25 protein-coding genes are annotated in these 21,101 nt (G+C 44.3%); 14 read left to right on the top strand and 11 right to left on the bottom strand.

Annotated features, from left to right (window positions below; all coding sequences use genetic code 11):
- Positions 1-257 precede the first annotated feature (257 nt).
- Both EWV66_RS01030 and EWV66_RS01035 read left to right on the top strand, forming a co-directional pair.
- The gene (locus EWV66_RS01030; protein WP_287107141.1) at positions 258-1,268 is read left to right on the top strand and encodes an Npun_R2821/Npun_R2822 family protein; all 1,011 of its coding nucleotides are present in this window, start codon (positions 258-260) and stop codon (positions 1,266-1,268) included.
- Between the two features lie 203 nt (positions 1,269-1,471).
- Positions 1,472-1,672, top strand: coding sequence for a hypothetical protein (locus tag EWV66_RS01035; RefSeq protein WP_002735656.1), 201 nt, complete (start codon positions 1,472-1,474; stop codon positions 1,670-1,672).
- A 90-nt stretch (positions 1,673-1,762) separates the two neighbouring features.
- On the opposite strand, the gene EWV66_RS01040 is transcribed toward EWV66_RS01035, so the two are convergent.
- Positions 1,763-2,584 (bottom strand): sulfotransferase family protein, encoded by an 822-nt coding sequence (locus EWV66_RS01040; protein WP_052276636.1) that lies wholly within the window; start codon positions 2,582-2,584, stop codon positions 1,763-1,765.
- A 90-nt stretch (positions 2,585-2,674) separates the two neighbouring features.
- Here EWV66_RS01040 and EWV66_RS01045 point away from each other — a divergent pair, with 90 nt between their 5' ends.
- Complete coding sequence (locus tag EWV66_RS01045) at positions 2,675-3,616, top strand: hypothetical protein (protein WP_052276637.1); 942 nt, start codon at positions 2,675-2,677, stop codon at positions 3,614-3,616.
- A 155-nt stretch (positions 3,617-3,771) separates the two neighbouring features.
- On the opposite strand, the gene chlP is transcribed toward EWV66_RS01045, so the two are convergent.
- From chlP to phaA, 8 genes are all read right to left on the bottom strand, one after another.
- Complete coding sequence (gene chlP, locus EWV66_RS01050; RefSeq protein ID WP_002735532.1) at positions 3,772-4,989, bottom strand: geranylgeranyl reductase; 1,218 nt, start codon at positions 4,987-4,989, stop codon at positions 3,772-3,774.
- A 249-nt stretch (positions 4,990-5,238) separates the two neighbouring features.
- Complete coding sequence (locus EWV66_RS01055) at positions 5,239-6,333, bottom strand: class III poly(R)-hydroxyalkanoic acid synthase subunit PhaC (RefSeq protein WP_193955935.1); 1,095 nt, start codon at positions 6,331-6,333, stop codon at positions 5,239-5,241.
- A 184-nt stretch (positions 6,334-6,517) separates the two neighbouring features.
- The gene (gene phaE, locus EWV66_RS01060; RefSeq protein ID WP_052276639.1) at positions 6,518-7,513 is read right to left on the bottom strand and encodes a class III poly(R)-hydroxyalkanoic acid synthase subunit PhaE; all 996 of its coding nucleotides are present in this window, start codon (positions 7,511-7,513) and stop codon (positions 6,518-6,520) included.
- 79 nt (positions 7,514-7,592) lie between these two features.
- Complete coding sequence (locus tag EWV66_RS01065) at positions 7,593-7,805, bottom strand: hypothetical protein (RefSeq protein WP_052276640.1); 213 nt, start codon at positions 7,803-7,805, stop codon at positions 7,593-7,595.
- The gene (locus EWV66_RS01070; RefSeq protein ID WP_128575443.1) at positions 7,789-7,983 is read right to left on the bottom strand and encodes a BrnT family toxin; all 195 of its coding nucleotides are present in this window, start codon (positions 7,981-7,983) and stop codon (positions 7,789-7,791) included. Before EWV66_RS01070 ends, EWV66_RS01065 begins: the two co-directional genes overlap by 17 nt.
- 7 nt (positions 7,984-7,990) lie before the next feature.
- Positions 7,991-8,209, bottom strand: coding sequence for a hypothetical protein (locus EWV66_RS01075; protein WP_502706140.1), 219 nt, complete (start codon positions 8,207-8,209; stop codon positions 7,991-7,993).
- Positions 8,210-8,264: 55 nt separating this feature from the next.
- A complete protein-coding gene (phaB, locus tag EWV66_RS01080; RefSeq protein ID WP_151696289.1) occupies positions 8,265-8,981 on the bottom strand; it encodes an acetoacetyl-CoA reductase PhaB in 717 nt (238 codons plus the stop codon).
- Between the two features lie 12 nt (positions 8,982-8,993).
- Positions 8,994-10,184: an acetyl-CoA acetyltransferase PhaA gene (phaA, locus tag EWV66_RS01085; protein ID WP_052276642.1), complete on the bottom strand. Its 1,191-nt coding sequence runs from the start codon at positions 10,182-10,184 to the stop codon at positions 8,994-8,996.
- Positions 10,185-10,403: 219 nt separating this feature from the next.
- Between phaA and EWV66_RS01090 the strand changes: the two genes are divergently transcribed.
- The gene (locus EWV66_RS01090; protein WP_287107142.1) at positions 10,404-11,537 is read left to right on the top strand and encodes an FAD-dependent oxidoreductase; all 1,134 of its coding nucleotides are present in this window, start codon (positions 10,404-10,406) and stop codon (positions 11,535-11,537) included.
- 537 nt (positions 11,538-12,074) lie between these two features.
- The gene (locus EWV66_RS01095; RefSeq protein WP_002763370.1) at positions 12,075-12,434 is read left to right on the top strand and encodes a hypothetical protein; all 360 of its coding nucleotides are present in this window, start codon (positions 12,075-12,077) and stop codon (positions 12,432-12,434) included.
- Positions 12,435-12,483: 49 nt separating this feature from the next.
- On the opposite strand, the gene EWV66_RS01100 is transcribed toward EWV66_RS01095, so the two are convergent.
- A complete protein-coding gene (locus EWV66_RS01100; protein WP_002763369.1) occupies positions 12,484-12,648 on the bottom strand; it encodes a hypothetical protein in 165 nt (54 codons plus the stop codon).
- 295 nt (positions 12,649-12,943) lie between these two features.
- On the opposite strand from EWV66_RS01100, the gene psbQ reads away from it, so the two are divergent.
- The 9 genes from psbQ to EWV66_RS01145 all read left to right on the top strand — a co-directional run bounded on the left by psbQ (position 12,944) and on the right by EWV66_RS01145 (position 20,463).
- Positions 12,944-13,384, top strand: a complete 441-nt coding sequence (gene psbQ / locus EWV66_RS01105) for a photosystem II protein PsbQ (RefSeq protein ID WP_287107143.1) — start codon at positions 12,944-12,946, stop codon at positions 13,382-13,384.
- A gap of 822 nt (positions 13,385-14,206) precedes the next feature.
- Positions 14,207-14,569, top strand: a complete 363-nt coding sequence (locus EWV66_RS01110; RefSeq protein ID WP_002739749.1) for an ATP synthase subunit I — start codon at positions 14,207-14,209, stop codon at positions 14,567-14,569.
- Positions 14,570-14,627: 58 nt separating this feature from the next.
- A complete protein-coding gene (atpB, locus tag EWV66_RS01115; RefSeq protein WP_002739857.1) occupies positions 14,628-15,377 on the top strand; it encodes a F0F1 ATP synthase subunit A in 750 nt (249 codons plus the stop codon).
- A gap of 230 nt (positions 15,378-15,607) precedes the next feature.
- Positions 15,608-15,853, top strand: a complete 246-nt coding sequence (gene atpE, locus EWV66_RS01120) for an ATP synthase F0 subunit C (RefSeq protein WP_002740068.1) — start codon at positions 15,608-15,610, stop codon at positions 15,851-15,853.
- Between the two features lie 229 nt (positions 15,854-16,082).
- Positions 16,083-16,514, top strand: coding sequence for a F0F1 ATP synthase subunit B' (locus EWV66_RS01125; protein WP_052276646.1), 432 nt, complete (start codon positions 16,083-16,085; stop codon positions 16,512-16,514).
- Positions 16,515-16,640: 126 nt separating this feature from the next.
- Positions 16,641-17,183: a F0F1 ATP synthase subunit B gene (locus tag EWV66_RS01130; protein WP_052276647.1), complete on the top strand. Its 543-nt coding sequence runs from the start codon at positions 16,641-16,643 to the stop codon at positions 17,181-17,183.
- Complete coding sequence (gene atpH / locus EWV66_RS01135; protein ID WP_002793185.1) at positions 17,184-17,732, top strand: ATP synthase F1 subunit delta; 549 nt, start codon at positions 17,184-17,186, stop codon at positions 17,730-17,732.
- A 68-nt stretch (positions 17,733-17,800) separates the two neighbouring features.
- The gene (gene atpA / locus EWV66_RS01140) at positions 17,801-19,309 is read left to right on the top strand and encodes a F0F1 ATP synthase subunit alpha (protein WP_052276648.1); all 1,509 of its coding nucleotides are present in this window, start codon (positions 17,801-17,803) and stop codon (positions 19,307-19,309) included.
- A gap of 206 nt (positions 19,310-19,515) precedes the next feature.
- Entirely contained in the window at positions 19,516-20,463 is a 948-nt protein-coding gene (locus EWV66_RS01145; RefSeq protein ID WP_287107144.1) for a F0F1 ATP synthase subunit gamma, read from the top strand.
- 273 nt (positions 20,464-20,736) lie between these two features.
- On the opposite strand, the gene EWV66_RS01150 is transcribed toward EWV66_RS01145, so the two are convergent.
- Entirely contained in the window at positions 20,737-20,934 is a 198-nt protein-coding gene (locus EWV66_RS01150) for a hypothetical protein (RefSeq protein WP_002740312.1), read from the bottom strand.
- Between the last annotated feature and the right edge of the window lie 167 nt (positions 20,935-21,101).

A 21,101-nucleotide genomic window follows, 5' to 3' on the forward strand; every position in this document is an offset into this window, starting at 1 on the left:
TCTCTTACTGACTTTAATTATCAAGGTCGCCGGTGGGCAATCGGAGACCTTAAAAAACGGACGGGTCGGACAGCATAAGACTTCTGTTAAAGAAGCAGCGTCCTGTGAAGCGTCAACCCCATTGACGCGACCATCCTAAAAAGGTGGCGTGGTGAGGAATCACCGTCCGTTTACGGCGGTGAGGATGTCAACGACCAAAATAAGCTAAACTAACGGCAAAGATAATAAGTTTTGATTTTTTTTCTTCCTGAGCTGCAATGAACTACGGTATTTACACCCTCGGTAATGATGTCGTGTTTGACCAACTGGTGGCCTTGCTGAATAGCATCGCCGTCAATGCGGGTGCGGGTATGCCCGTCTGCGTCATCGCCTACGACGACCGCTTGGAAAAAACCGCCGCCGAAATCGCCACCCGTCCCAATGTCACCCTCTGGAATGACAAAGATCTGTTTAAGCCGTGGGAGGACTTTTCGTTACAAGTCTGGCAAGCTCACCCCACAGCACTGCAACATTGGCGGAAAACTGAAGGCATACAAGGAGTACGACGGTTGGGTATGAACCGCCGTTACTGTGCCTTTGACCCCAACGCCCCCTTTGAAAAATTCATCTACATTGATGCAGATGCGCTGATTTTGGATGATGTCACCCCTGTGTTTGAACAGTTAGACAGTTGTGATGTGGTGACTTACGACTTTCAGTACAAAGACCCCACCCACATTTACAATGTCAATTCGCCGAAACTGCTGGAAGTGTTTCCCCAAGAACGGATCGAGGCGGAGATCTTTTGTGCTGGGTTCTACGCCTCCAAGCGCGGCTTTATGCTGTCGGAACAAAGGGATTGGCTAGTGGCAAGGCTACAGGAGGGCGAGGCAGAGGTGTTGTATCCCTCGGCTCCCAATCAGTCGGTGCTGAACTATATGGTGATGCGATCACATCTATCCGTCTGTAACTTAGCGAAAGAATGGCCTGCCAGCCGTCGCACCGGCAACGCCGTCACCTCCGCCCATTTCCAACAACGGGATGGGCTATTATACGACCACGACAAACGGTTGACATACCTTCACTACATTGGTTTATCTTCCTCTCTGTTCACTCGACTTTGTAGCGGTGAAAATCTCGATTTTCCCTATCGAGATATTTTCTTACACTATCGTTATCTCTACGAACCTAGTCAACGTCCTATATTTACCGGTAGTCCCAAACCCTATCAACCACCGACCCCTACCTTTTGGCAAAAAGTAACCAGAAAACTCGGCTTAGGAAAATAATAATTACAGTCATTTCAATTATTAAGATTGAATCGTATCAGACTTATCCGAAATGACTATACATTTTCAAGGTCTAATCTTCTGCATAAGAAGAGTCCAAGCGAAAAAAAGCCAAAAAGTAGCGGAATGTATAACGCGCCACTACATCTCAGAAAAAACCTCTTACAATAGAGACAAATCAGAGATCAATGGGGGTGAACGTCATGTTAGTGATTTTAACCGACGAACACATTCTCGATACGGGTTCTGTCTGTCAGGGCTGTCTTTTAGCCAACCAGCAGGGACAACCCCGGTGGCGAGAGGGTAAACTAGGCTGTGGTCACTCCTTGGGTAAAGGAGGAAGCCAACAGCCCAATCTCTACGAGTGTCAGATGGGCTTTACAATTGCTAATATTGAAGGCTAATCAGACCTTTTAAATGCTCAACTTAGAGTTGAGTTAGGGGGATTTTCCTGGCAATCAGAGGAAAGAATCAAGGCTATTACTAATCCCCAATTAGATACAATGACAATAATGGCTGAGGGTTTCGTAGCATCGCTCGTAGGCTTTTTGGGCTTGGGTTAAAACAGCGTCGGAAATTTCTATGTCTAATTTTCTGGCTTGTTTAATAATTTTACCCGCTCTGATATTCTCGGAAGAATCTCCTATACCGCGAGTGCCAGTGGTTTTTAAAACTCGATATTCTTCAGAAAATCCCGTTTTAGTATCGAGATGACTCTGTAAACTATTAAAGACCAATTGACTTTGGTTTAATACCTGATCGTGGGTGATAAATAAACTCTTTTCTTTGCTGTTAATTAATTGAGCATAACTTTCTAAGGTGGCTAAACGACCGGTATAATAACCCAGGGCGTGCTGCTCGTTTTGATGGGGTTTAATATCTAGAATACTAGCTAAAGTGCGCTGCGGTTCTCGTAGTAAAAATATGGTCTTAACCGGATCAGATTGCAAAAAACTATGATCTAAAAACTTCTGATCATGAAGAACTTTATCTAAAATATATTTATGATTCATGTTTAAATCTTTCAACCGCCAGTAGAGTTGAAACATTAAAGTTTTAAAATCCTGTTCACTCTCATAAACCAGATGAGTTTCGCCAAAACCGATAATTTCAGGATTAGAATTGAGGATATGGGTCAATAAAGACGAACCCGATCGCATATGGCTAAGGATAAATAAAACCTGATAGGGTTGGGGACGAAAGAGGATTTTATAGGGGTCTTTGGGTATATCAATGCGTGCCTGAAAATACTTATAAGTTAAACGATGGGTTAAACCCTGCCAAGATTGGGGTAAGCGATCGAGGGCTATAGTCATAGGTTAATCAGGAATTGTGTCAACTTGTCGCTAAGATTCCCCTATAATGTATCCCATTTAAGACCCAAACAAAAGTGAGGTTTATACAAAATGGGATTGCCAAGTTGTTCGCTCTGGTTTTTTACGGCGCGAACCGATGTCTGGTTTATGATGAACACTATTCCCCATCTAGTCAAAATGAGTCAGTTTCCCTTCGAGGAAAAGGTACTGGCTATTGACACGGCCCCTTTAAGCGGGGAAAAGGTTAATCGCCCCGGACTGGGTACAATGGAGGAGTTAAGAGCCTGTGCTGAAAAATTAGTTAAAGATGGCATAATCGATCGCCTAGTGGATTTTAACTACGATCCCAGCTATCGTCAGCGCATCTATCAAAAGCATTTCGGCAGTCCCCTCCGTTCCACCCATAACTACAAAGGTTATCCGATTTTCGGCTCGATCTTCAAAATCGAGTCCTGTCGCAGCGATTATATGGTTCATTATGACAGTGACATGATGCTCTACCAAGAACCGGATTACAGTTGGATCCGCGAAGGGATCGAGTTAATGGAAACCCATCCAGAAATGATGTTTGTGCGTCCTTTGTCCGGCCCACCCCGGCCCGATGGTACGATTTATTCTCAGCATCCTTGCACGAAAAATCCCGACGGATTCTATCAATTTAAATTTTTTGGTAGTCGTGCCTATTTACTTAATTGTCGTCGCTACGATCGCCTTTTACCGATCACCCCCCTCTGGCGCTCTTATAAAAATACCTTTCTCGATTATCTACCCGATGGTTTAAAAGCTTGGGGCAATATTTTGACCGGCAAAGGAAAACTCGACTCTTGGGAAATTATGGTTTCTCGCTCCCTAGAACAAACCAACTACTATCGCGCCACTCTCACCAATGCCAAGGGTTGGACTCTGCACCCCAACGAGCGCTCTGCCGCTTTTAGGCAAGCTTGGCCGACTATTATCGAAAAAATCGAAGCGGGTATTTACCCACCGCCCCAAGCTGGTTATTATGACCTGATTCCGGAATTATGGTATTAAAAGAGCGTTATTTCTCTAGATTTGAGGTGAGGCGGTACTTAGAGATTGCAGGTGGGGCGATATTTTTGTTTCAATTAGAGAAGACAGGAGATGAAACAACCCAAAAGAAAACCCAACCACCGCCGGAGATTGGGTTGTCTGGTTATCAATTGATTTTAAGGGGCCAAAGCGTTACCGCGCAGGAGAGAACCGATGGTTTTAGCAGTAATCTTCATTTGTACGAGAGGATTAGCGGGAACAACGGTTTTATAGAGATAACTGTCAAAAGTCATCTTCTGTACGTCCTTATCGGAACACATTTCCACAAAAGCTTCCCGGGTGGCATCGGTACGGTAGAAAACCCGCTGCAGGATATCTAACACCAGATAGGTCATACCGTATTTCTTATCCCAACGCTTGAGGTAGAGTTTTAACTCGTCCTCTGTGGGGATACGTTGGCCGCCGTTGGTGACTTCGACAATGGTTTCCGCACACATCCGCGCCGATTTAGCGGCGAAATAGATGCCTTCTCCCGAAGACTTCGTAACTGTTCCCGCAGCATCACCTACGAGGGCCACGCGACCAACTACACGACGAGGACGGGGATGTTCGGGGATGGGGTGAGCCTCCACCCGGATGATTTCGCCACCTTCGAGACGACGGGCCGCACGAGCGCGAATACCAGCTTGTAGGTCTTTAATCATGGCTTTATTGACCTTCATTGTGCCAGTACCGACGGCGACGTGATCGTATTTGGGGAATACCCAAGCGTAGAAGTCGGGGGATACGTCTTTTCCTACATACATTTCCGCCAGATCTTCGTAGTAGGCCATTTTATCTTGGGGAAGACGGATGCGTTCTTGGAAAGCGATCGCATAGTTGTAATCCCCAGCATCAATAGCTTTAGCAATGCGGGAATTAGCACCGTCGGCACCGATAACCACATCCACCTTCAGAGATTTCATTTCCCCTTGGGAATTGCCGTGGGAGTGATCAGCGTAGTGTAGGGTATAGGGATCGGTGCTATTGGTGGGAATGTCGAGACCGTAAACGGTTCCGTTGATTAAATGCGCTCCTAATTTATGGGCGCGTTCTCTCATAAAACCGTCGAGGACTTCCCGACGACACATTCCGATATATTCGTCTTGATTATCGAGATTAATATCGACTTCGACGTTAGAGGGGGAGATCATTTTCATTTTTCTCACCCGGCGATCGATAATTTCAGGAGGTAGGTCAAATTCGCTCACCATACAGAGAGGAATCGCTCCACCACAGGGTTTAGCATTATCTAATTTGCGTTCAAATAAATAGGTTTCAATGCCTGCTTTAGCTAATGTTTCTGCCGCCGAAGAACCGGCCGGCCCTGAACCCACAACAGCGACTCTTAACACTCAGGTTTTCTCCTACATACTTACGAGCGAGTACGCTTTGCAGTGTACCACAGGGGTTTAGCCGAAAGGAACGATATCCTCCGATTCTGCCCGATCTTGCAACAGTGCTTAACATCCTCTGTTACAAAAGTTTATTTTACTGCCCGTAGATGTTTTTTTATCGATGTGTTGTATTGTGTTACACCCGTAGAGAAAAAAAGTGCTAAACCCCTCTCCCAAACTGGGAAAAGGGGATAGGTGCGAGGATTCTTAACCTCTTGCTTTCAACCAATCGCTAATAGCGGGGGGTAAATCCCGTTGCACTTTGCCACTGACATACATTCCGATATGTCCGACGGGGAAAGCACAAGCGGTATAGTCAGAAGTACCGATATAATTCCCTAAAGCGAGGGAAGAAGCGGGAGGTACAAGGTGATCTTTATCCGCATAAAGATTGAGAATTGGCATGGTCAGATTGTGTAAATCTACCCGTTTATCTCCTAACATCACTTCCCCTTTAATCAGTTTATTTTGCTGATAGAAATCCTTGAGGAACTGTCGGTAGGATTCTCCCGCTTGGTCGGGACTATCAAAAATCCATTTTTCCATACGCAGAAAATTAACTAATTTTGATTCGTCTTCCATGATGTCAGGAAAATCGAGGTATTTCTGATAACCTAACTGTAAAGGTTTCAATTCCAGAAACTCTAAGTTGAGAAAATCTCCTGGAATATTGCCCATAGTATCTACCATTAAATCGATGTCTAATGCTTCGGAACCCAAGGAACATCCCCCGCGCATATTTAAGAGGGTCTCGGTTTGATAAAAGTCCACCGGTGTCACCATTGTCACCAGATTTTTTATCTTATCAGGATAGAGGGAACTATAGCATAAACTAAAGGTTCCTCCCTGACAGATTCCCAACAGATTAATCTTGTCGAGATGGTGACTTTGACGAATAAAATCGACGCAATTATCCACATAACCATTGATATAATCATCAAGGGTTAACCAGCGATCGCTTCTGGTGGGATAGCCCCAATCAATTAAGTAGATATCTAAGCCTAATTTCAGCAGATTTGCCACTAAAGAACGCCCTTCCTGTAAATCTACCATGTAGGGACGATTGACCAAGGCATAAACCATCAACAAGGGAATCTCGAAGGGTTTTTCGACCACGGGTTTAAAGTGGTAGAGAATGATTTTATCTTCCCGATAAACTGCTTCTTTTTCCGAGACTCCACACTGAATATCTTCTTCTTTAACTCGTTTGAGATTGTCCAAACCTTTGAGATTTTTTTGAGTTAATTCTAGATAATCTTGGGTAAAATCTTCCAGTTTCACTTGCGTCAAAAATGGCCACATAATTTAATTCTCCTAGAAAAGTGGGGAAGTGGGGAAGTGGGGAAGTGGGGAAGTGGGGAAGTGGGGGAATTTCAACTAAAACCCCTAAAACCCTAACACCCCAACACCCCATCACCCTATCTCCTGAATCCTGACTCCTGACTCCTGACTCCTGATAGCTTACCTGATTGTCAAGCACAATTAACTAATTGTTACTTTCTACTGCTTGTTTTTCTCCTAAAGTTTTTTTGAGACTTTTTACCTCTTTGCGTAATTCATAGATAGTCCGATGAATTTCATCGACTTCGCTGCGGGTAGGCAGATTCATTGAGCGCAGGTAAATTTCCATTAAATCCTGCTGTTTGAGGCGATAATCATTGAGGGAATTAATAAATTTTCCCCGTACTTTTAGGTTTTCTGGTTGACAAAAAGCCTTTTCAAAAATATCATCGGCGACGACACTCCACAGATCTTGAAATTCTCGCCAATTCTTGACAGGTTGACCTTTTTCTGCTAGGAAAACTAATTTTTTAGTTAAAGCTTCAAAGGATTTAACTTGAATATCAGCCAGCACAATTTGATAGTTAATACTAGCTTGATAAAGAATGCGCCAAGTTTCAAAACTATCGAGTAATTTGCGGTTAAATTCTCGCGGCAATCCCAATAAAGGCATCTGTAACCATTGGCCAAAAGTTTCATCATAAAACTTCTGCCAATAGATATTATTGAGTTCGATCAAAGAAGAAGTATTACCTAACCAAGCTTTGGTTATTGTGTCATTTGACAGCACCAAAGGATCGAACCATAAATGATTGAGACTTTGCAATTGTTGCAGGTAAATTGTCCATAGTTGACTGACATCTTGACTACTTTGGGAAGTGGTAGTAGTAAAACTATTCAGTTGACCGCGCATCTGTTGGGTATAATTATTTAAAATTGTTTGCCAGTCTTCTCCTGTTTGCATTTTCGGAAAGATATTTTCCCAAGCTTCCATCGATAATTTTAGGAATTTGATCAATAAATCCCGATTATCAAAATAGCGCTGGGTTGCCTCTTGTAATTCTGGTTTAATATTGCCCATAGGAGTCGGTATCGCCCCCATCATATCAAACCAACTTGACCACATTTTTGCCCCGGTTTCCGTCCAAAGATTGACGTAATCCGCAGCCATCTCACTCCAAGCTTGTGTCGGTTTATCCATTATTTTTGCCCTTTTCCTTTAACGCTGATTTCGCTAGTTTACTAACCCACCCTACACCCGATAACTAATAACTGATAAGTCATATTTTTCCAGACTTGGCAATTTTTGCTAGTAATCTTAACGCTTCATTGACTGAGGCTGAATCTTGAAAAATTTCCGCCACATCGGGAGCGAGAATTATCACATTACTAGCCTGTCGATAAGCTTGATAATATTTGCCACGAATACCACTGGAAAAGTCATATTCAGACCTCATCTCGTCACTAACCGTTTCTTCAGACTCCTGATTCATAATTTTTTCTCTCCTGTTTACTAGCTAAACGGGCGCTAATTAAGTGAATCTCATTTTCTCTTTCTGTATGGGATATGACTAACAGCTTTTGTGATTTTGACTGTCCTATCGTCAGAAAACGAAACTCACCCACTGAATCAAGCAACTTAGCAGGGACAATAACAAACACATTTTCCATCTTTGAATTAGATAACTGATAACTCACCCACTGATAACTCACCCACTGATAACTGATAACTGATAACTGATAACTGATAACTGAGGTTCTTCGTTACTTGGTATGGTTCGATAGGGGGGCATAAATCGACTAAATCCTTATCTGGCAAGAGACTTAATTGATTAGTTCGCTCTAGAAAAAAACAATTAACAAAAATCGCTAAGATAACTGATAACTGATAACTGATAACTGATAACTGATAACTGATAACTGATAACTGATAACTGATAACTGATAACTGATTAGGTGTGATGGGCCCCATTAACTCTGAGGACTTCTCCAGAGACATAACTGCTGGCAACAGGAGAGAGTAAATAGGCAGTTGCCCAGGCGATATCTGCGGGTTCACCGAAGCGACGACAGGGAATTTCGGCGGTGATTTTATCGCGAACTTTATCGGGAATCGCTAAAGTCATTTCCGTGTTAATAAACCCCGGCGCAATCGCATTGGCGCGAATATTATAACGGGCAGCTTCTCGCGCTAGGGATTTGACTAAACCGATAACTGCCGCTTTTGTAGCCGCGTAATTAGTTTGGCCGGCATTACCGCGATCACCGGAAATAGAACTAATACAAACGATCGATCCCGCTTGTCGTTCGTACATTCCCTCAATAAACGGCTTAATCGTGTGATTAACCCCTTTTAAGTTGACATTAATCACTAAATCCCAATCTAGGGGCGTTAATTTAGGGAAAAAGTTGTCTCTGGTAATCCCCGCGTTAGCGACGATACCGTAAACCGGTCCCAATTCCGCTTCAATTTGTTTAGCTGCCGCTTCCATGGATTCCAACTTAGTCACGTCGGCCACAATGCCTAAACCCTGGGGATTATCGGCGACTAAATCCGTGTAAGCCACCTTAGCCCCCAAATCTATCAAAAGAGAGACAATAGCCGCCCCAATGCCTCGATTTCCGCCCGTAACGACGATAACTTTCTCCTCTAGTCCCAGAGATACCATAGCTTTTTCCTCCTAAACTCTTTCAATTGCGATCGCTGTTCCGCCACCGGTCCCATGACAGATGGCCCCCATACCGAGGGTTTTATCCTGTACTTTCAACGCGTTAATTAACGTCACCAGAATCCGCGCGCCGGAAGCGCCGATAGGATGACCCAAGGCGATCGCACCACCGTGAACGTTTTGTTTTTCCCTCGCTAACCCCAGATCCATCTCAAAAAGCAGATTATTTAAGGCAAAAGCTTCGTTATTTTCCACTAAATCGAAATCTTCGATCGTTTTATCTAGGGATGCCAGTAATTTTTTCACCGCGAGGACGGGGAACTCTGGGAAGCGATCGGTTTTTCCAGCACCCACAGCACCGCCAAGGATTTTGGCAATTGGTTTTAAACCGTACTGATCCACAGCTTTTTGACTGGCTAAAAGGATAGCGGCAGCCCCATCGGAAATCTGACTACTATTCCCCGCAGTTAAAACTCCCGACGGATTAAAAGCCGGCCGCAGTTTTCCTAAACCTTCCGGGGTACTATCGGAACGAATACCCTCATCTTGAGCGATAATTGTGGAACCTTTCTTAGATTTAAGCTCAATTGGCACGATTTCACCGTTAAACCAGCCTTTTTCTGTGGCTGTGGCCGCTCTTTGGTGGGATAAAGCGGCAATTTCATCTAATGCTTGCCGAGAGACACCGCGATCGAGACAGAGGCGATCGACTTGGGAACCCATGCCCTCAGTCGTGGTAGCATCGGTTAAGCCATCGTGGAGTAATAGGTCGGTTAATTGTTCCGGCGCACCCATGAGGAATTTATAACCCCACCGGGCCCGATGGGAGAGAAAAAAGCCGGTTTGGGACATGGATTCAATACCACCAGCGAGGATGAGATCCGCTTCTCCAGCGCGAATTGAGGTAGCAGCGTTACTAACGGCAATCATTCCCGAAGAACAAACCATATCCACCCGATATCCGTCCACGCTTACGGGAATTCCTGCTTTAATCGCCGCTTGTCGGGGAATTAACTGACCATGACCCGATCCCAAAACATTGCCGAAAATATACAAATCTAGGGCTTCTGGGGGCAAATTAGCGATTTCTAGGGCAGATTTCATCACTGTTGCCCCTAAATCGGCCGGGGATAATCCGATTAATCCCCCACCAAAACGACCAATTGGAGTCCGGACAGCGGCCACGATATAAACTTCTTGCATAGACTTCTCTCTATTGGGAAGCGAAGATACTAGATAGAATTTGCTTAAGAATATCGAGTCCGAAAAAAGCAAAATCCCAATTGACTGTCATTGGTTACAAGTTCTTGGCCTCGATGCCTTGAGTTTTTGTCTATCTACTCTCGATCTTGCAACAGAATTTCTGTGTCAGAAGATATATTCATTAGAATTTAACTTTTCTGGTAGCAATCCCCTTTTTTTATGGATTTAGTCAAGCGTCTAGTTTTTATCGGTGGTGGCCATAGTCATGCGATCGCTCTTCGTCTTTGGGGGCAATCACCTCTCAAAAACGTTCAATTAACTTTAATTAGCGATGTCACCCATACCCCCTATTCGGGAATGTTACCCGGCCACATCGCCGGTTTTTATGATTTTGCCGAGACTCATATCGATTTACCTTCTCTAGCTAGGTATTCTCAAGCGCAATTCTGTTTAGATAAGGCCAATAACATAGATACAAAAAAATGTCAAGTAATTTGTCATAATTCTTCACCAATTCCCTTTGATTATCTCTCGATCGATATTGGCAGCATCCCGGCAGTGGATAATGTTATCGGTGCTAAAGAGTACGCTATCCCCGCCAAACCAGTGCCGATTTTTCGGGAAGGATGGCAAGAAATCCTGAAAAAAGCGGTTAGTAACCCTAATAATACTCTAAATATCGTCATTGTTGGTGGGGGTGCCGGCGGAGTCGAATTAGCTTTAAATATGCAGTCCCGTTTGACCAAAATTCTCAACTCTAGCAGTAATTTGAATTTATCTCTAATTCATCGAGGAAAAAAACTACTACCGGCCCATAATAATTGGGTCGGTCAACGTTTAGAGAATATTTTTAAACAAAGGGGAATTAGATTATATTTATCCACGGATGTGACGGCAGTGCAAGCAGATCGGATTATCTGTGCATCGGGGTTAGTTTTGCCGATGGATTATACAATTTGGGTAACGACTGCCTCGGCCCCTAGTTGGATTAAAGCGTCGGGATTACTGACAGATGAACAAGGGTTTATTTTGGTGAATAATTATCTGCAATCTCTTTCCCATCCCCATATTTTTGCCGTGGGAGATATTGCCACGATTCCAGATTATCCCCGTCCGAAAGCGGGAGTTTTTGCCGTCCGACAAGGAAAACCCCTGTTCGATAATTTAGTCAGAATTCTGCAAAATCAGCCCCTAAAACCCTATTTTCCCCAGAAAAATTATCTGAGTTTAATCGGGACGGGAGACCAAAAAGCGATCGCATCTAGGGGCGGTTTTGGCTGGCAATCACCGTTATTATGGTTATGGAAAGATCGGATCGATCGAGCTTTTATGAGACAATTTGAACAAAAATGATGAGTTGCTTTGTCATAGGATTGAATGGCAGTTTAAGTCGGTTGGGAGGTGTGAGAAGCATGACTTAAAGTTGTTGTCTAAATGTCCAAATCGTGAGAAAAAGTTTAAGATTGCTGCTTTGTGGGAGTTTGAAGAATTTGAAGGCGCAGTTTGCGATCGCTGTTTTCTCTCTTTTGCTGAGATGAGAAACTGCAAACATCGAAAGAATCTTAAAAAATTTGACTCTAAGGGAAAAATAAATAGCAATATAGCTCTAATATAAATTTAGAGCCAAGAGGATATTTATGTTTAATTTTAACATAGAAGACTATTTAACGGATACAAAATTAATTAGAATGTCGATTTCCTATGCAATGTATAGTAGGCTTAATGACGATCAATTTTGTAATTTTTTTGAACTAAGTATCAATTGTAAAAATCAAAATAAAATCGACCTTTTAGTTGAATATATTAAAAATATCTACTCTTTAAAACAACCTTATATACCAGATGAGTCATTTAAAATAAGGAAGTAAAGCGATAAATCAACAAAATGCTATGGTCATCAATCTCAATATCCCACCCTCCCAACCATCAGCTAATCTAAAGGTAAAAATACTGATAGAAACCCTTAAAAATGGTCAATATGCTGTATCTATCGCTGAATTGCCTCATTTTCGAGTCCAAGCACCCACCAAAGAAGAAGCCATTTCCCAACTACAAACAACCTTTATCGAACAAATTAGCCAAATTGAAACGATATCATGGACAACACCCCTAGATAACCCCTCACCCAATTGGCGAGAATTTGCAGGTATCTTTGAAAATGACGCAGATTTTCAAGAAATCATGGATACACTTCAAGCAGAACGTACTTTAGATGATGACAGTGAAGTAGATCCCTCATATTATCTGTAGAGGATAAAGATTTGTGTCTCAATATATTCTCGATACTGACCATATTTCCCTAATTCTTGGCAATCATCCCCAAGTTATTGCTAATGCGTCCCGTCATTCCATTTCCGTTACAATCATTACTGTTCAGGAACTTTTCAGTGGAAGGAACCACAGAGACACAGAGGACACAAAGATCGATCGCTACTATATAAGTTAAACTTAAGTAGGGAGGCACAATTATTTGTAGGATGGGTTAGCGGTAGCGTAACCCATGCGGGCGTTGGGTTTCATGCTTCAACCCAACCTACGTTTATCTTATATTTAATTCCACCCACCCACTTATTACACAAAGTCGAGAAGAGCCCTTTTTAAGTTTCTTCTCTTTTTGTTAATGAAAGATGTGACCAATGGATGCCCTAAAAGGGGCGAGGTTTTAAACCCAAAATTCTGATAAAGTAAAAATCGTCCCGATACCTTGACTGGTTAAGGGAGAGAACGTCAATAGCTTGTTAAATAGTACATATAAACCAATGCCACGTCTTCGCTCGATTATTTCCCTAGTTTTAGTCCTAGTTACTACCCTGCTGGTTAGTTGCAGTGGTCCCCAAGCAACTATCCCCACCGTTTACAGTCCCCAAAAAATCGAACAGTTACAGGTTTACATCCAACCCATAGAAGGATTTCGCCAAAAAATGAGCGTTTTGCAAGACCTCGTCGCTGACAAAAATTGGGTAGATACTCGCACCTATATCCACGGTCCTTTGGGGCAATTGCGTCAGGAAATGGTAGGATTATCCCGTAATTTACTGCCCAAAGACCAAGAAAAAGCCAAGCAGTTAGCGAAAAATCTTTTCGTTCACTTTGAACGTATCGATGCGGCAGCCAAAGAAAAAGATGCTAGTCTTGCTGCTAATCAATTCCAAGAAGCATTAAAAGACTTCGATGCTTTCTTAAATATTGTTCCTAGTTAGTTTTTATCAGTGTTCAGTGATCAGTTATCAGTGATCAGCTTTTTTAAAAAATCTCTGGCTTTTTGCCTAGAGATTGTTGTCAGAGAGAAGCACACAAAAACTTTTTTTCTTATTTATAGCAGCAAATTTTAACCCCCCGCAAGGGCAAGGATGATATTAGTTAAACTGATCAAGCTTGCACTCAAATCATCAAACCCTGATGCTGAAAAACCTTCCAGAAAAAATTTTTCTTTTAGGGTAGGGGGTAGGGGTAAATTTTCCTTCAGGTTCGGGTTTATTGAGGAGTAGGGACAAGAAACAATGTCCTCAAAAACACAGTTAAGTACCTAAGCAAAATTAATTACACATCTAAGCTCTCAGCCGTCAGCCTTTTGCTGATGTGAGTAAACAGTGAACTGAAAACTCAAATCCGATCCCTGATAGCTGTCTCGGAGTCTCGGAGTCTCGGAGTCTCGGAGTCTCGACTAGGAAATTAATTTTGCACGACTACTTATCGCAGTGATCTTAATAGTGAGGTAGGAAGTCTCTGGTTTTAGGGAACAGGCAAGAGGGAGCGCCGGAGTTGGGCAAGTGGGGAGAAAGGAGCAGGGGAGGGGGGGAGAAAAAAGCTGACGGCTGCGAGCGGGGGGAATCAAGACAATTTACAATTGCTTAATAATTGTTGCCACTGCCGTGATAATATGTCTTGTGGCTTACCTGAGCGTCATAGCTGGGAAAGCAATCCAGATATTGAGATTAGTCTATCGCTGATTTAGGTGTACCTTGTCTGACCCATCGATCAAATCTCCCCCAACCCCAGAAACCAACCCGCTGTCAGATCCGATGCGGGAATACTATCAACTACAAAACACCCTATTGATCACCACCCTGATCTTAAGCGGTCTGATCTTTATACCCGTGTGGCTGTTTTATTCCCTCAATACTGCCCTTAATTACCTATTAGGGGCAATGGTGGGAGTCGTTTACCTAAAACTCCTGGCCGGGGAAGTGGAAAAATTGGGGGTAACGAAAAATCGGGTAGGCAAAAAAGGATTAGCCCTATTCGCTGGATTAATCATCATCGCCAGTCGTTGGCAAGAACTGCACATAGTGCCGGTTTTTTTGGGTTTTTTGACCTATAAAGGCGCAATCATCGTCTATACCCTGCAAACCATCTTCAAGCTGGAGCAGAAAGCCGATTCCTAAACCCTTTAACCGTTCAAAATAACCCTGAGTTGCGAACCTGAATCTCCCCAAGGTGGAAATGTTAGACAGTTTAAGTGTGCTTAATTTTTATAGTCTCGCTTCCCTGGAAGTGGGACAACACTGGTACTGGCACATCGGCGGACTAAAAATTCACGGGCAAGTGATCGCGGTCTCCTGGATCGTCTTCGCTATCTTAATCATCGCCTCGATCGCCGCTACCCGCAAAATCCAGAAAGTCCCTAGCGGTATTCAAAACCTCATGGAGTACGTTCTGGAATTTCTGCGCGATTTAGCCAAAAACCAGCTAGGAGAAAAGGAATATCGACCCTGGTTGCCCTTCATCGGCACCCTATTTTTATTTATTTTCGTTTCTAACTGGTTAGGGGCCTTGATTCCTTGGAAGTTAATCGAACTGCCCGAAGGAGAATTAGCCGCCCCCACTAACGACATCAATACCACGGTGGCGTTAGCCCTACTGACTTCCCTCGCTTACTTCTACGCAGGCATCAGTAAAAAAGGACTCGGTTACTTCGCTCACTACCTAGAGCCGATTCCCGTGCTATTACCGATCAAAATTTTAGAAGACTTTACCAAACCCCTCTCCCTCAGCTTCCGTCTTTTCGGAAACATCCTTGCAGACGAGTTGGTAGTAGCCGTATTGGTCTTCCTTGTCCCCCTAGTCGTACCCCTACCCCTGATGGCTCTCGGTTTATTTACCAGCGCTATTCAGGCCCTTGTCTTCGCCACCCTTGCCGGGGCCTATATCCATGAGGCCCTGGAATCGGAACACGAAGAAGAACACGCTTAAAAGCGAGGGACGAAAAAAGAAAAATTTCTTAGGAAAAAGTGTCCAAATAATAGGATAATAACTAAGAAATTATTGGTCGAATTCAGGATGAGCAACTGAATTCCCAGATCGTTCTTTCCCAAAAACTCTTTCGGGAGTTTTGAGCAGAAAACCAGCCATTTTTTACGGCTGAGAACGCGCTCTGTAAACAACAGATTGAAATTGATTAGTAAATAGAGGAAAAAATCACCATGAACCCCACAGTAGCTGCCGCTTCCGTTATCGCCGCCGCCCTCGCCGTTGGTTTAGCCGCTATCGGCCCCGGTGTTGGTCAAGGTACCGCTTCTGGAGAAGCTGTTTCCGGTATCGCCCGTCAACCCGAAGCTGAAGGAAGAATTCGTGGTACCCTTCTCCTCAGCTTGGCATTCATGGAATCCTTAACCATCTACGGCTTGGTTATCGCTCTCGTTTTACTGTTCGCTAACCCCTTCGCCTAATTAAAAAAGCAGTGGGCTATCAGCCCCCAGTCCTCAGCTTGGCAGCAGAGTTTTAAAAACTCGAAAAAACGCCAAGAGAGCCAACTAAAAAATCTGGTTTTTGGGACTGAAGGCTGATAGCTAGTTAAGGGAATTTTAGTGATTCCCCCTGACTGTTTATTGTTAAAGCAGGGGGATCATCTTCCTTTTTTGAACCTGTCTATAGCTTCTATTTATCAGGAATAAATCAATGTTTGATTTCGATGCCACCCTGCCAGTGATGGCACTACAATTTATTCTTTTGGCAGTGATCCTGAACGCCGTTTTTTATAAACCCCTCAGTAAAGTTTTAGATGAACGGGCGGAGTATATTCGGCAAACCGAAGGTGGAGCCAAAGAACAACTAGCCAAAACCGAAGCACTGGTACAAGAGTACGAATTGCAATTAAGTTCGGCTCGTAAACAATCCCAAGAGATTATCGCCCAAGCGCAAGCCGAGGCCCAAAAACTAGCCAGCGAACGAGTTGCCGCAGCCCAAAAAGAAGCGATCGCTCGTAAAGAAGCCGTCGCCGCCGAAATTGCCCAACAGAAAGAAGAAGCCTTTCGTTCTCTAGAAGGACAAGTGGCCTCTCTTTCCCGTCAAATTCTCGAAAAACTCCTCGGCGCCGAACTCGTTCGCTAAACCCCAGCCCTTGGTTAATAACAGTGATCAGTGAAAAGATAGAAGTCAGTCGTCAGGAGTTAGAAGACTGGAAACTTACCTCTGATAACTGATAACTGAATAACCTACTCCCCGCCCTCAATAATCATGATCATCGACACAGTTTTATTATTAGCCACGGAGGCGAAGGAAGCGGCAGCAGAAGGATTCGGCATCAACACCGATATCCTAGGAACTAACCTATTTAACCTCTCAATTCTGCTCGGTTTAGTCATCTTCTACGGCCGCAAAGTTCTCGGACAAATCCTCGGAGAACGTCAGTCGAAGATTGCTGAAGCTTTAGCCGAAGCTGAAGACCGGAAAAATATTGCCGCTAACGCCCTCGCCGAAGAACAGAAAAAACTCGCCCTAGCAAAACAAGAGGCGGGACAAATTATCAATAATGCTCGAGATAGAGCTAAAACTGTCACCGCCGACATCGCCGCCCAAGCCGAACTCGATATTCAAAGAATGCGCGAAAGTGCCGCTAAAGATCTCTCGGCGGAACAGGATCGCGTTTTAGTAGAATTACGCCAAAGAATTACCGCTTTAGCCTTAGCTAATGTGGAATCCCAATTAAGCACCGGCCTGGAAGAATCGGTACAACAAACCCTAATTGATCGCAGTTTGGCCAACCTAGGAGGTAAATAGATGCAGGGAAGTTTAATCAGTTCAGAAATAGCCGAACCCTACGCCCAAGCATTACTTTCCGTCGCCCAAAGCAGCGGACAATTAGAAGCGATCGGCGGCGAAATAAAATCCCTCTTAGAATTGTTGGAAAATGCTCCCGATCTAAGGGCTTTTATCGGCAATCCCGTCATCAAAGAAGAAGCTAAAAAAGCCGTTCTTTCCCAAGTAATGGGAACCAGTGCCAATCCCTATTTAACTAACTTCATGATGTTATTAGTCGATAAACGTCGGATTCAATTTTTAGAACCCGTTTGTCAACAATATCTCACCCTGGCCAGAGCGCTGACTAACACCGTTTTAGCGGAAGTTTCCTCGGCCACCGAATTGAACGATAGCCAAAAACAAATCGTCATCGACAAAGTGAAAACCCTCACCGGGGCAAATGTGGTCGAACTGAAAACCAAAGTTGATGGCAGCCTCATCGGTGGTGTGGTGATCAAAGTCGGTTCTCAGGTCTTTGATGCCAGCATTCGCGGTCAACTACAACGCCTCAGCCTCTCCCTGCGCTAAGGTCATCTAATCTCCCTTTTTTGCCGTTTTTTCACCTTCTAATTTTTTACTTTTTCCCAGATTAAACTATGGTAGCTATCAGACCCGACGAAATTAGCACGATTATTCGTCAACAGATCGAATCCTATAACCAAGAAGTACAGGTCTCCAACGTGGGAACCGTCCTGCAAGTGGGTGACGGTACTGCCCGCATCTACGGCCTACAACAGGCCATGTCGGGAGAACTATTAGAATTTGAAGATGGAACCGTCGGCATCGCCCTTAACCTCGAAGAAGATAACGTCGGTGCGGTGTTAATGGGTGACGGTTTCGGGATTAAAGAAGGCGGTACGGTGAAAGCTACCGGTAAAATCGCTCAGGTTCCCGTGGGTGATGCCTTAGTCGGCCGCGTGGTTGATGCCCTCGGTCGTCCCATCGACGGTAAAGGGGACATCCTCGCCAGCGAAACCCGTCTGGTGGAATCCCCCGCCCCCGGTATTGTCGCTCGCAAATCCGTCTGTGAACCGATGCAAACGGGTATTACCGCTATCGATGCCATGATTCCCGTCGGTCGTGGTCAACGGGAGTTAATTATCGGTGACAGAAAAACCGGTAAAACAGCGATCGCCATTGACACAATCATTAACCAGAAAAGCGAAGACGTGATCTGTGTCTATGTCGCCATCGGTCAAAAAGCCTCCACCGTCGCCCAAGTAATCGACACCCTCACCCAAAGAGGCGCCATGGATTACACCGTGGTGGTGGCCGCTAACGCTAACGACCCCGCCACCCTCCAGTATATCGCCCCCTATACTGGAGCTTCGATCGCCGAATACTTCATGTATAAAGGCAAAGCGACCCTAGTTATCTACGATGACCTCACCAAACAGGCTCAAGCTTATCGTCAGTTATCCCTGCTCATGCGTCGTCCTCCCGGTCGGGAAGCTTACCCCGGCGACGTTTTCTATCTCCACTCCCGTTTACTAGAGCGCGCCGCTAAACTCAGCGATGCTCTCGGTGGTGGTAGCATGACCGCCCTGCCGATTATCGAAACCCAGGCCGGTGACGTTTCTGCCTACATTCCCACCAATGTAATTTCGATTACTGACGGTCAGATATTCCTCTCCACCGACCTCTTTAACGCTGGTTTCCGTCCCGCAATTAACGCTGGTATTTCCGTATCCCGCGTGGGTTCGGCGGCTCAAACGAAAGCGATGAAGAAAGTTGCTGGTAAATTAAAACTCGAATTAGCCCAGTTTGACGAATTAGAAGCTTTTGCTCAATTCGCTTCTGACCTTGATGCGGCCACCCAAGCACAACTGTCTCGCGGTCAACGTCTGCGTCAAATCCTCAAACAGCCCCAAAACTTCCCCCTCTCCGTTTGGGAACAGGTGGCGGTGGTTTATGCCGGTTTAAACGGTTATCTCGACGATATCGCCACCGATAAAGTTATCGATTTCTGCACCGGTTTGCGGGAATACCTGAAAACCAGCAAACCTCGTTACGTTGAGATCGTCAGCACTGAAAAACAACTCAACGACGAAGCGGAAGGCCTGCTCAAAGATGGCATCAACGAGTACAAACAGGCTTTTAAATAATCTCGGTAATCAGTAAATGAATGTTGGTAATGGGGGTTAGGTTTTGGGGGATGGGGTGTTGAGGTTTTGGGGTTTTGGGGTATGAGTTGAAATTTCTCTATCTCCCCATTTCCCTGTTTCCCCACCTCTCCATTCCCTCCTAAACCCCGACTCTTGACTGATAACTGATAACTGATAACTGATAACTGATAACTGATAACTGAATTATGCCTAATCTCAAAGCGATTCGCGACCAAATTCAATCGGTCAAAAATACCAAAAAAATTACCGAGGCCATGCGTCTGGTGGCGGCAGCAAAAGTGCGTCGCGCCCAAGAACAAGTTCTCTGTACCCGTCCTTTTGCCGATGCCCTCGCTCAGGTACTCTATAATCTTCAAGGTCGTTTAGCCTTTAGTTATGTTAATTTACCCCTGCTGGCCCAACGGGAAGTAAAAACCGTGGCTCTGTTAATAGTCACAGGCGATCGAGGTCTTTGTGGCGGTTATAATACTAACGTCATCCGTCGTGCCGAACAACGGATGAATGAATTAAAAGAGCAAGGGATTAACTATCAATTAGTTATTGCCGGCCGGAAAGCGGCACAGTATTTCGAGCGCCGGAATGCTCCCATTGCCGCTAAATTTATTAACCTCGAACAGATTCCCACTGCCGATGAAGCTGGCACGATTGGGGATGAATTGCTTTCCTTATTTTTATCGGAAACAGTCGATCGAGTCGAGTTGGTTTATACTCGTTTTATCTCCCTGATCAGTTCCACTCCGGTGATTCAAACCCTGTTACCTTTAACTACCCAAGGTTTAGCGGTACAGGATGACGAGATTTTCCGTTTGGTGACTAAAGAAGGAAAATTTAAGGTACAACGGGAAAAAATGGCCAGCCAACCGGCGCAGGTTTTTCCCCAAGACATGATTTTTGAGCAGAATCCCGTCCAAATCCTCGATTCTCTCCTACCTTTGTACTTAAATAACCAATTACTGCGCGCCCTCCAGGAATCGGCAGCTAGTGAATTAGCAGCCCGGATGACGGCGATGAGTAACGCCAGCGAGAACGCCAGCGAGTTAATCGGGACTTTAAGCCGTACCTACAACAAGGCGCGTCAAGCCGCTATTACCCAAGAATTGCTAGAAGTAGTAGCGGGAGCCAACGCTCTCTAGGTTTAAGCCATTTTTTCTTCTGATTATCAGTAGGAGTGATTATTTTCACTCCTTTTTTTATATAGGGTCTGCTGAAAAAGTTTTTCCTGGGGGTAGGAGTCAGGAGTCAGGAGTCAGGAGTCGGTCGTTTTAGGCTTTGTTGCCCTTGTTTTTTGTACCAAGCGATGTACTACAAGAAGGAAAAAGCTTTATTTTAAAAGGGTTTTACCATTATTCAGCAAACCCTATATAGGGCTTGCTGAAAAAGTAGGGACGAAGAACACCTAAGGATGATTAGATTGTTTTCTTAAGCACAATCTCAGAGCGACTATCAAAACCTAGATCCCCAATACCAACTACTTCCCAACCTTGAGAGCCCAAATCATTAAGAATTTGTAGCAAATCCGCTCCTACTTGGTTGCCATTCAGAAACCAGACCACAGCATTAGGTTCATTCTTTCCTACAAGAATCTGATATTGGAAAATAGCCATTTGACCTCTTGTATTGGGTTGCCTTTGGATCAGTCCAACGGAATTCTAGGCTCTTCTCGACTTTGTGTGATAATTTTTGCTTATAGAATCGTGAAATATTTACCTAGAAAGACTTTGAGGACTATTTTGCTGAAGAAACTATCAGTATAGACCCCGTTTCCACACAG

The sequence above is a fragment of the Microcystis sp. M_OC_Ca_00000000_C217Col genome (genome assembly GCF_007095585.1).
In the GTDB taxonomy this organism is placed as follows: Bacteria; Cyanobacteriota; Cyanobacteriia; order Cyanobacteriales; family Microcystaceae; genus Microcystis; species Microcystis panniformis.

What these genes read in the sequence shown, in the direction of transcription:
- EWV66_RS01030 (WP_287107141.1), top strand. Translation starts at nt 258, where the DNA reads ATGAACTACGGTATTTACACCCTCGGTAATGATGTCGTGTTTGACCAA.
- EWV66_RS01035 (WP_002735656.1), top strand. Translation starts at nt 1,472, where the DNA reads ATGTTAGTGATTTTAACCGACGAACACATTCTCGATACGGGTTCTGTC.
- EWV66_RS01040 (WP_052276636.1), bottom strand. Translation starts at nt 2,584, where the DNA reads ATGACTATAGCCCTCGATCGCTTACCCCAATCTTGGCAGGGTTTAACC.
- EWV66_RS01045 (WP_052276637.1), top strand. Translation starts at nt 2,675, where the DNA reads ATGGGATTGCCAAGTTGTTCGCTCTGGTTTTTTACGGCGCGAACCGAT.
- EWV66_RS01055 (WP_193955935.1), bottom strand. Translation starts at nt 6,333, where the DNA reads ATGTGGCCATTTTTGACGCAAGTGAAACTGGAAGATTTTACCCAAGAT.
- phaE (WP_052276639.1), bottom strand. Translation starts at nt 7,513, where the DNA reads ATGGATAAACCGACACAAGCTTGGAGTGAGATGGCTGCGGATTACGTC.
- EWV66_RS01065 (WP_052276640.1), bottom strand. Translation starts at nt 7,805, where the DNA reads ATGAATCAGGAGTCTGAAGAAACGGTTAGTGACGAGATGAGGTCTGAA.
- EWV66_RS01070 (WP_128575443.1), bottom strand. Translation starts at nt 7,983, where the DNA reads ATGGAAAATGTGTTTGTTATTGTCCCTGCTAAGTTGCTTGATTCAGTG.
- phaB (WP_151696289.1), bottom strand. Translation starts at nt 8,981, where the DNA reads ATGGTATCTCTGGGACTAGAGGAGAAAGTTATCGTCGTTACGGGCGGA.
- phaA (WP_052276642.1), bottom strand. Translation starts at nt 10,184, where the DNA reads ATGCAAGAAGTTTATATCGTGGCCGCTGTCCGGACTCCAATTGGTCGT.
- EWV66_RS01090 (WP_287107142.1), top strand. Translation starts at nt 10,404, where the DNA reads ATGGATTTAGTCAAGCGTCTAGTTTTTATCGGTGGTGGCCATAGTCAT.
- EWV66_RS01095 (WP_002763370.1), top strand. Translation starts at nt 12,075, where the DNA reads ATGGTCATCAATCTCAATATCCCACCCTCCCAACCATCAGCTAATCTA.
- psbQ (WP_287107143.1), top strand. Translation starts at nt 12,944, where the DNA reads ATGCCACGTCTTCGCTCGATTATTTCCCTAGTTTTAGTCCTAGTTACT.
- EWV66_RS01110 (WP_002739749.1), top strand. Translation starts at nt 14,207, where the DNA reads ATGCGGGAATACTATCAACTACAAAACACCCTATTGATCACCACCCTG.
- atpB (WP_002739857.1), top strand. Translation starts at nt 14,628, where the DNA reads ATGTTAGACAGTTTAAGTGTGCTTAATTTTTATAGTCTCGCTTCCCTG.
- atpE (WP_002740068.1), top strand. Translation starts at nt 15,608, where the DNA reads ATGAACCCCACAGTAGCTGCCGCTTCCGTTATCGCCGCCGCCCTCGCC.
- EWV66_RS01125 (WP_052276646.1), top strand. Translation starts at nt 16,083, where the DNA reads ATGTTTGATTTCGATGCCACCCTGCCAGTGATGGCACTACAATTTATT.
- EWV66_RS01130 (WP_052276647.1), top strand. Translation starts at nt 16,641, where the DNA reads ATGATCATCGACACAGTTTTATTATTAGCCACGGAGGCGAAGGAAGCG.
- atpH (WP_002793185.1), top strand. Translation starts at nt 17,184, where the DNA reads ATGCAGGGAAGTTTAATCAGTTCAGAAATAGCCGAACCCTACGCCCAA.
- atpA (WP_052276648.1), top strand. Translation starts at nt 17,801, where the DNA reads ATGGTAGCTATCAGACCCGACGAAATTAGCACGATTATTCGTCAACAG.
- EWV66_RS01145 (WP_287107144.1), top strand. Translation starts at nt 19,516, where the DNA reads ATGCCTAATCTCAAAGCGATTCGCGACCAAATTCAATCGGTCAAAAAT.
- EWV66_RS01150 (WP_002740312.1), bottom strand. Translation starts at nt 20,934, where the DNA reads ATGGCTATTTTCCAATATCAGATTCTTGTAGGAAAGAATGAACCTAAT.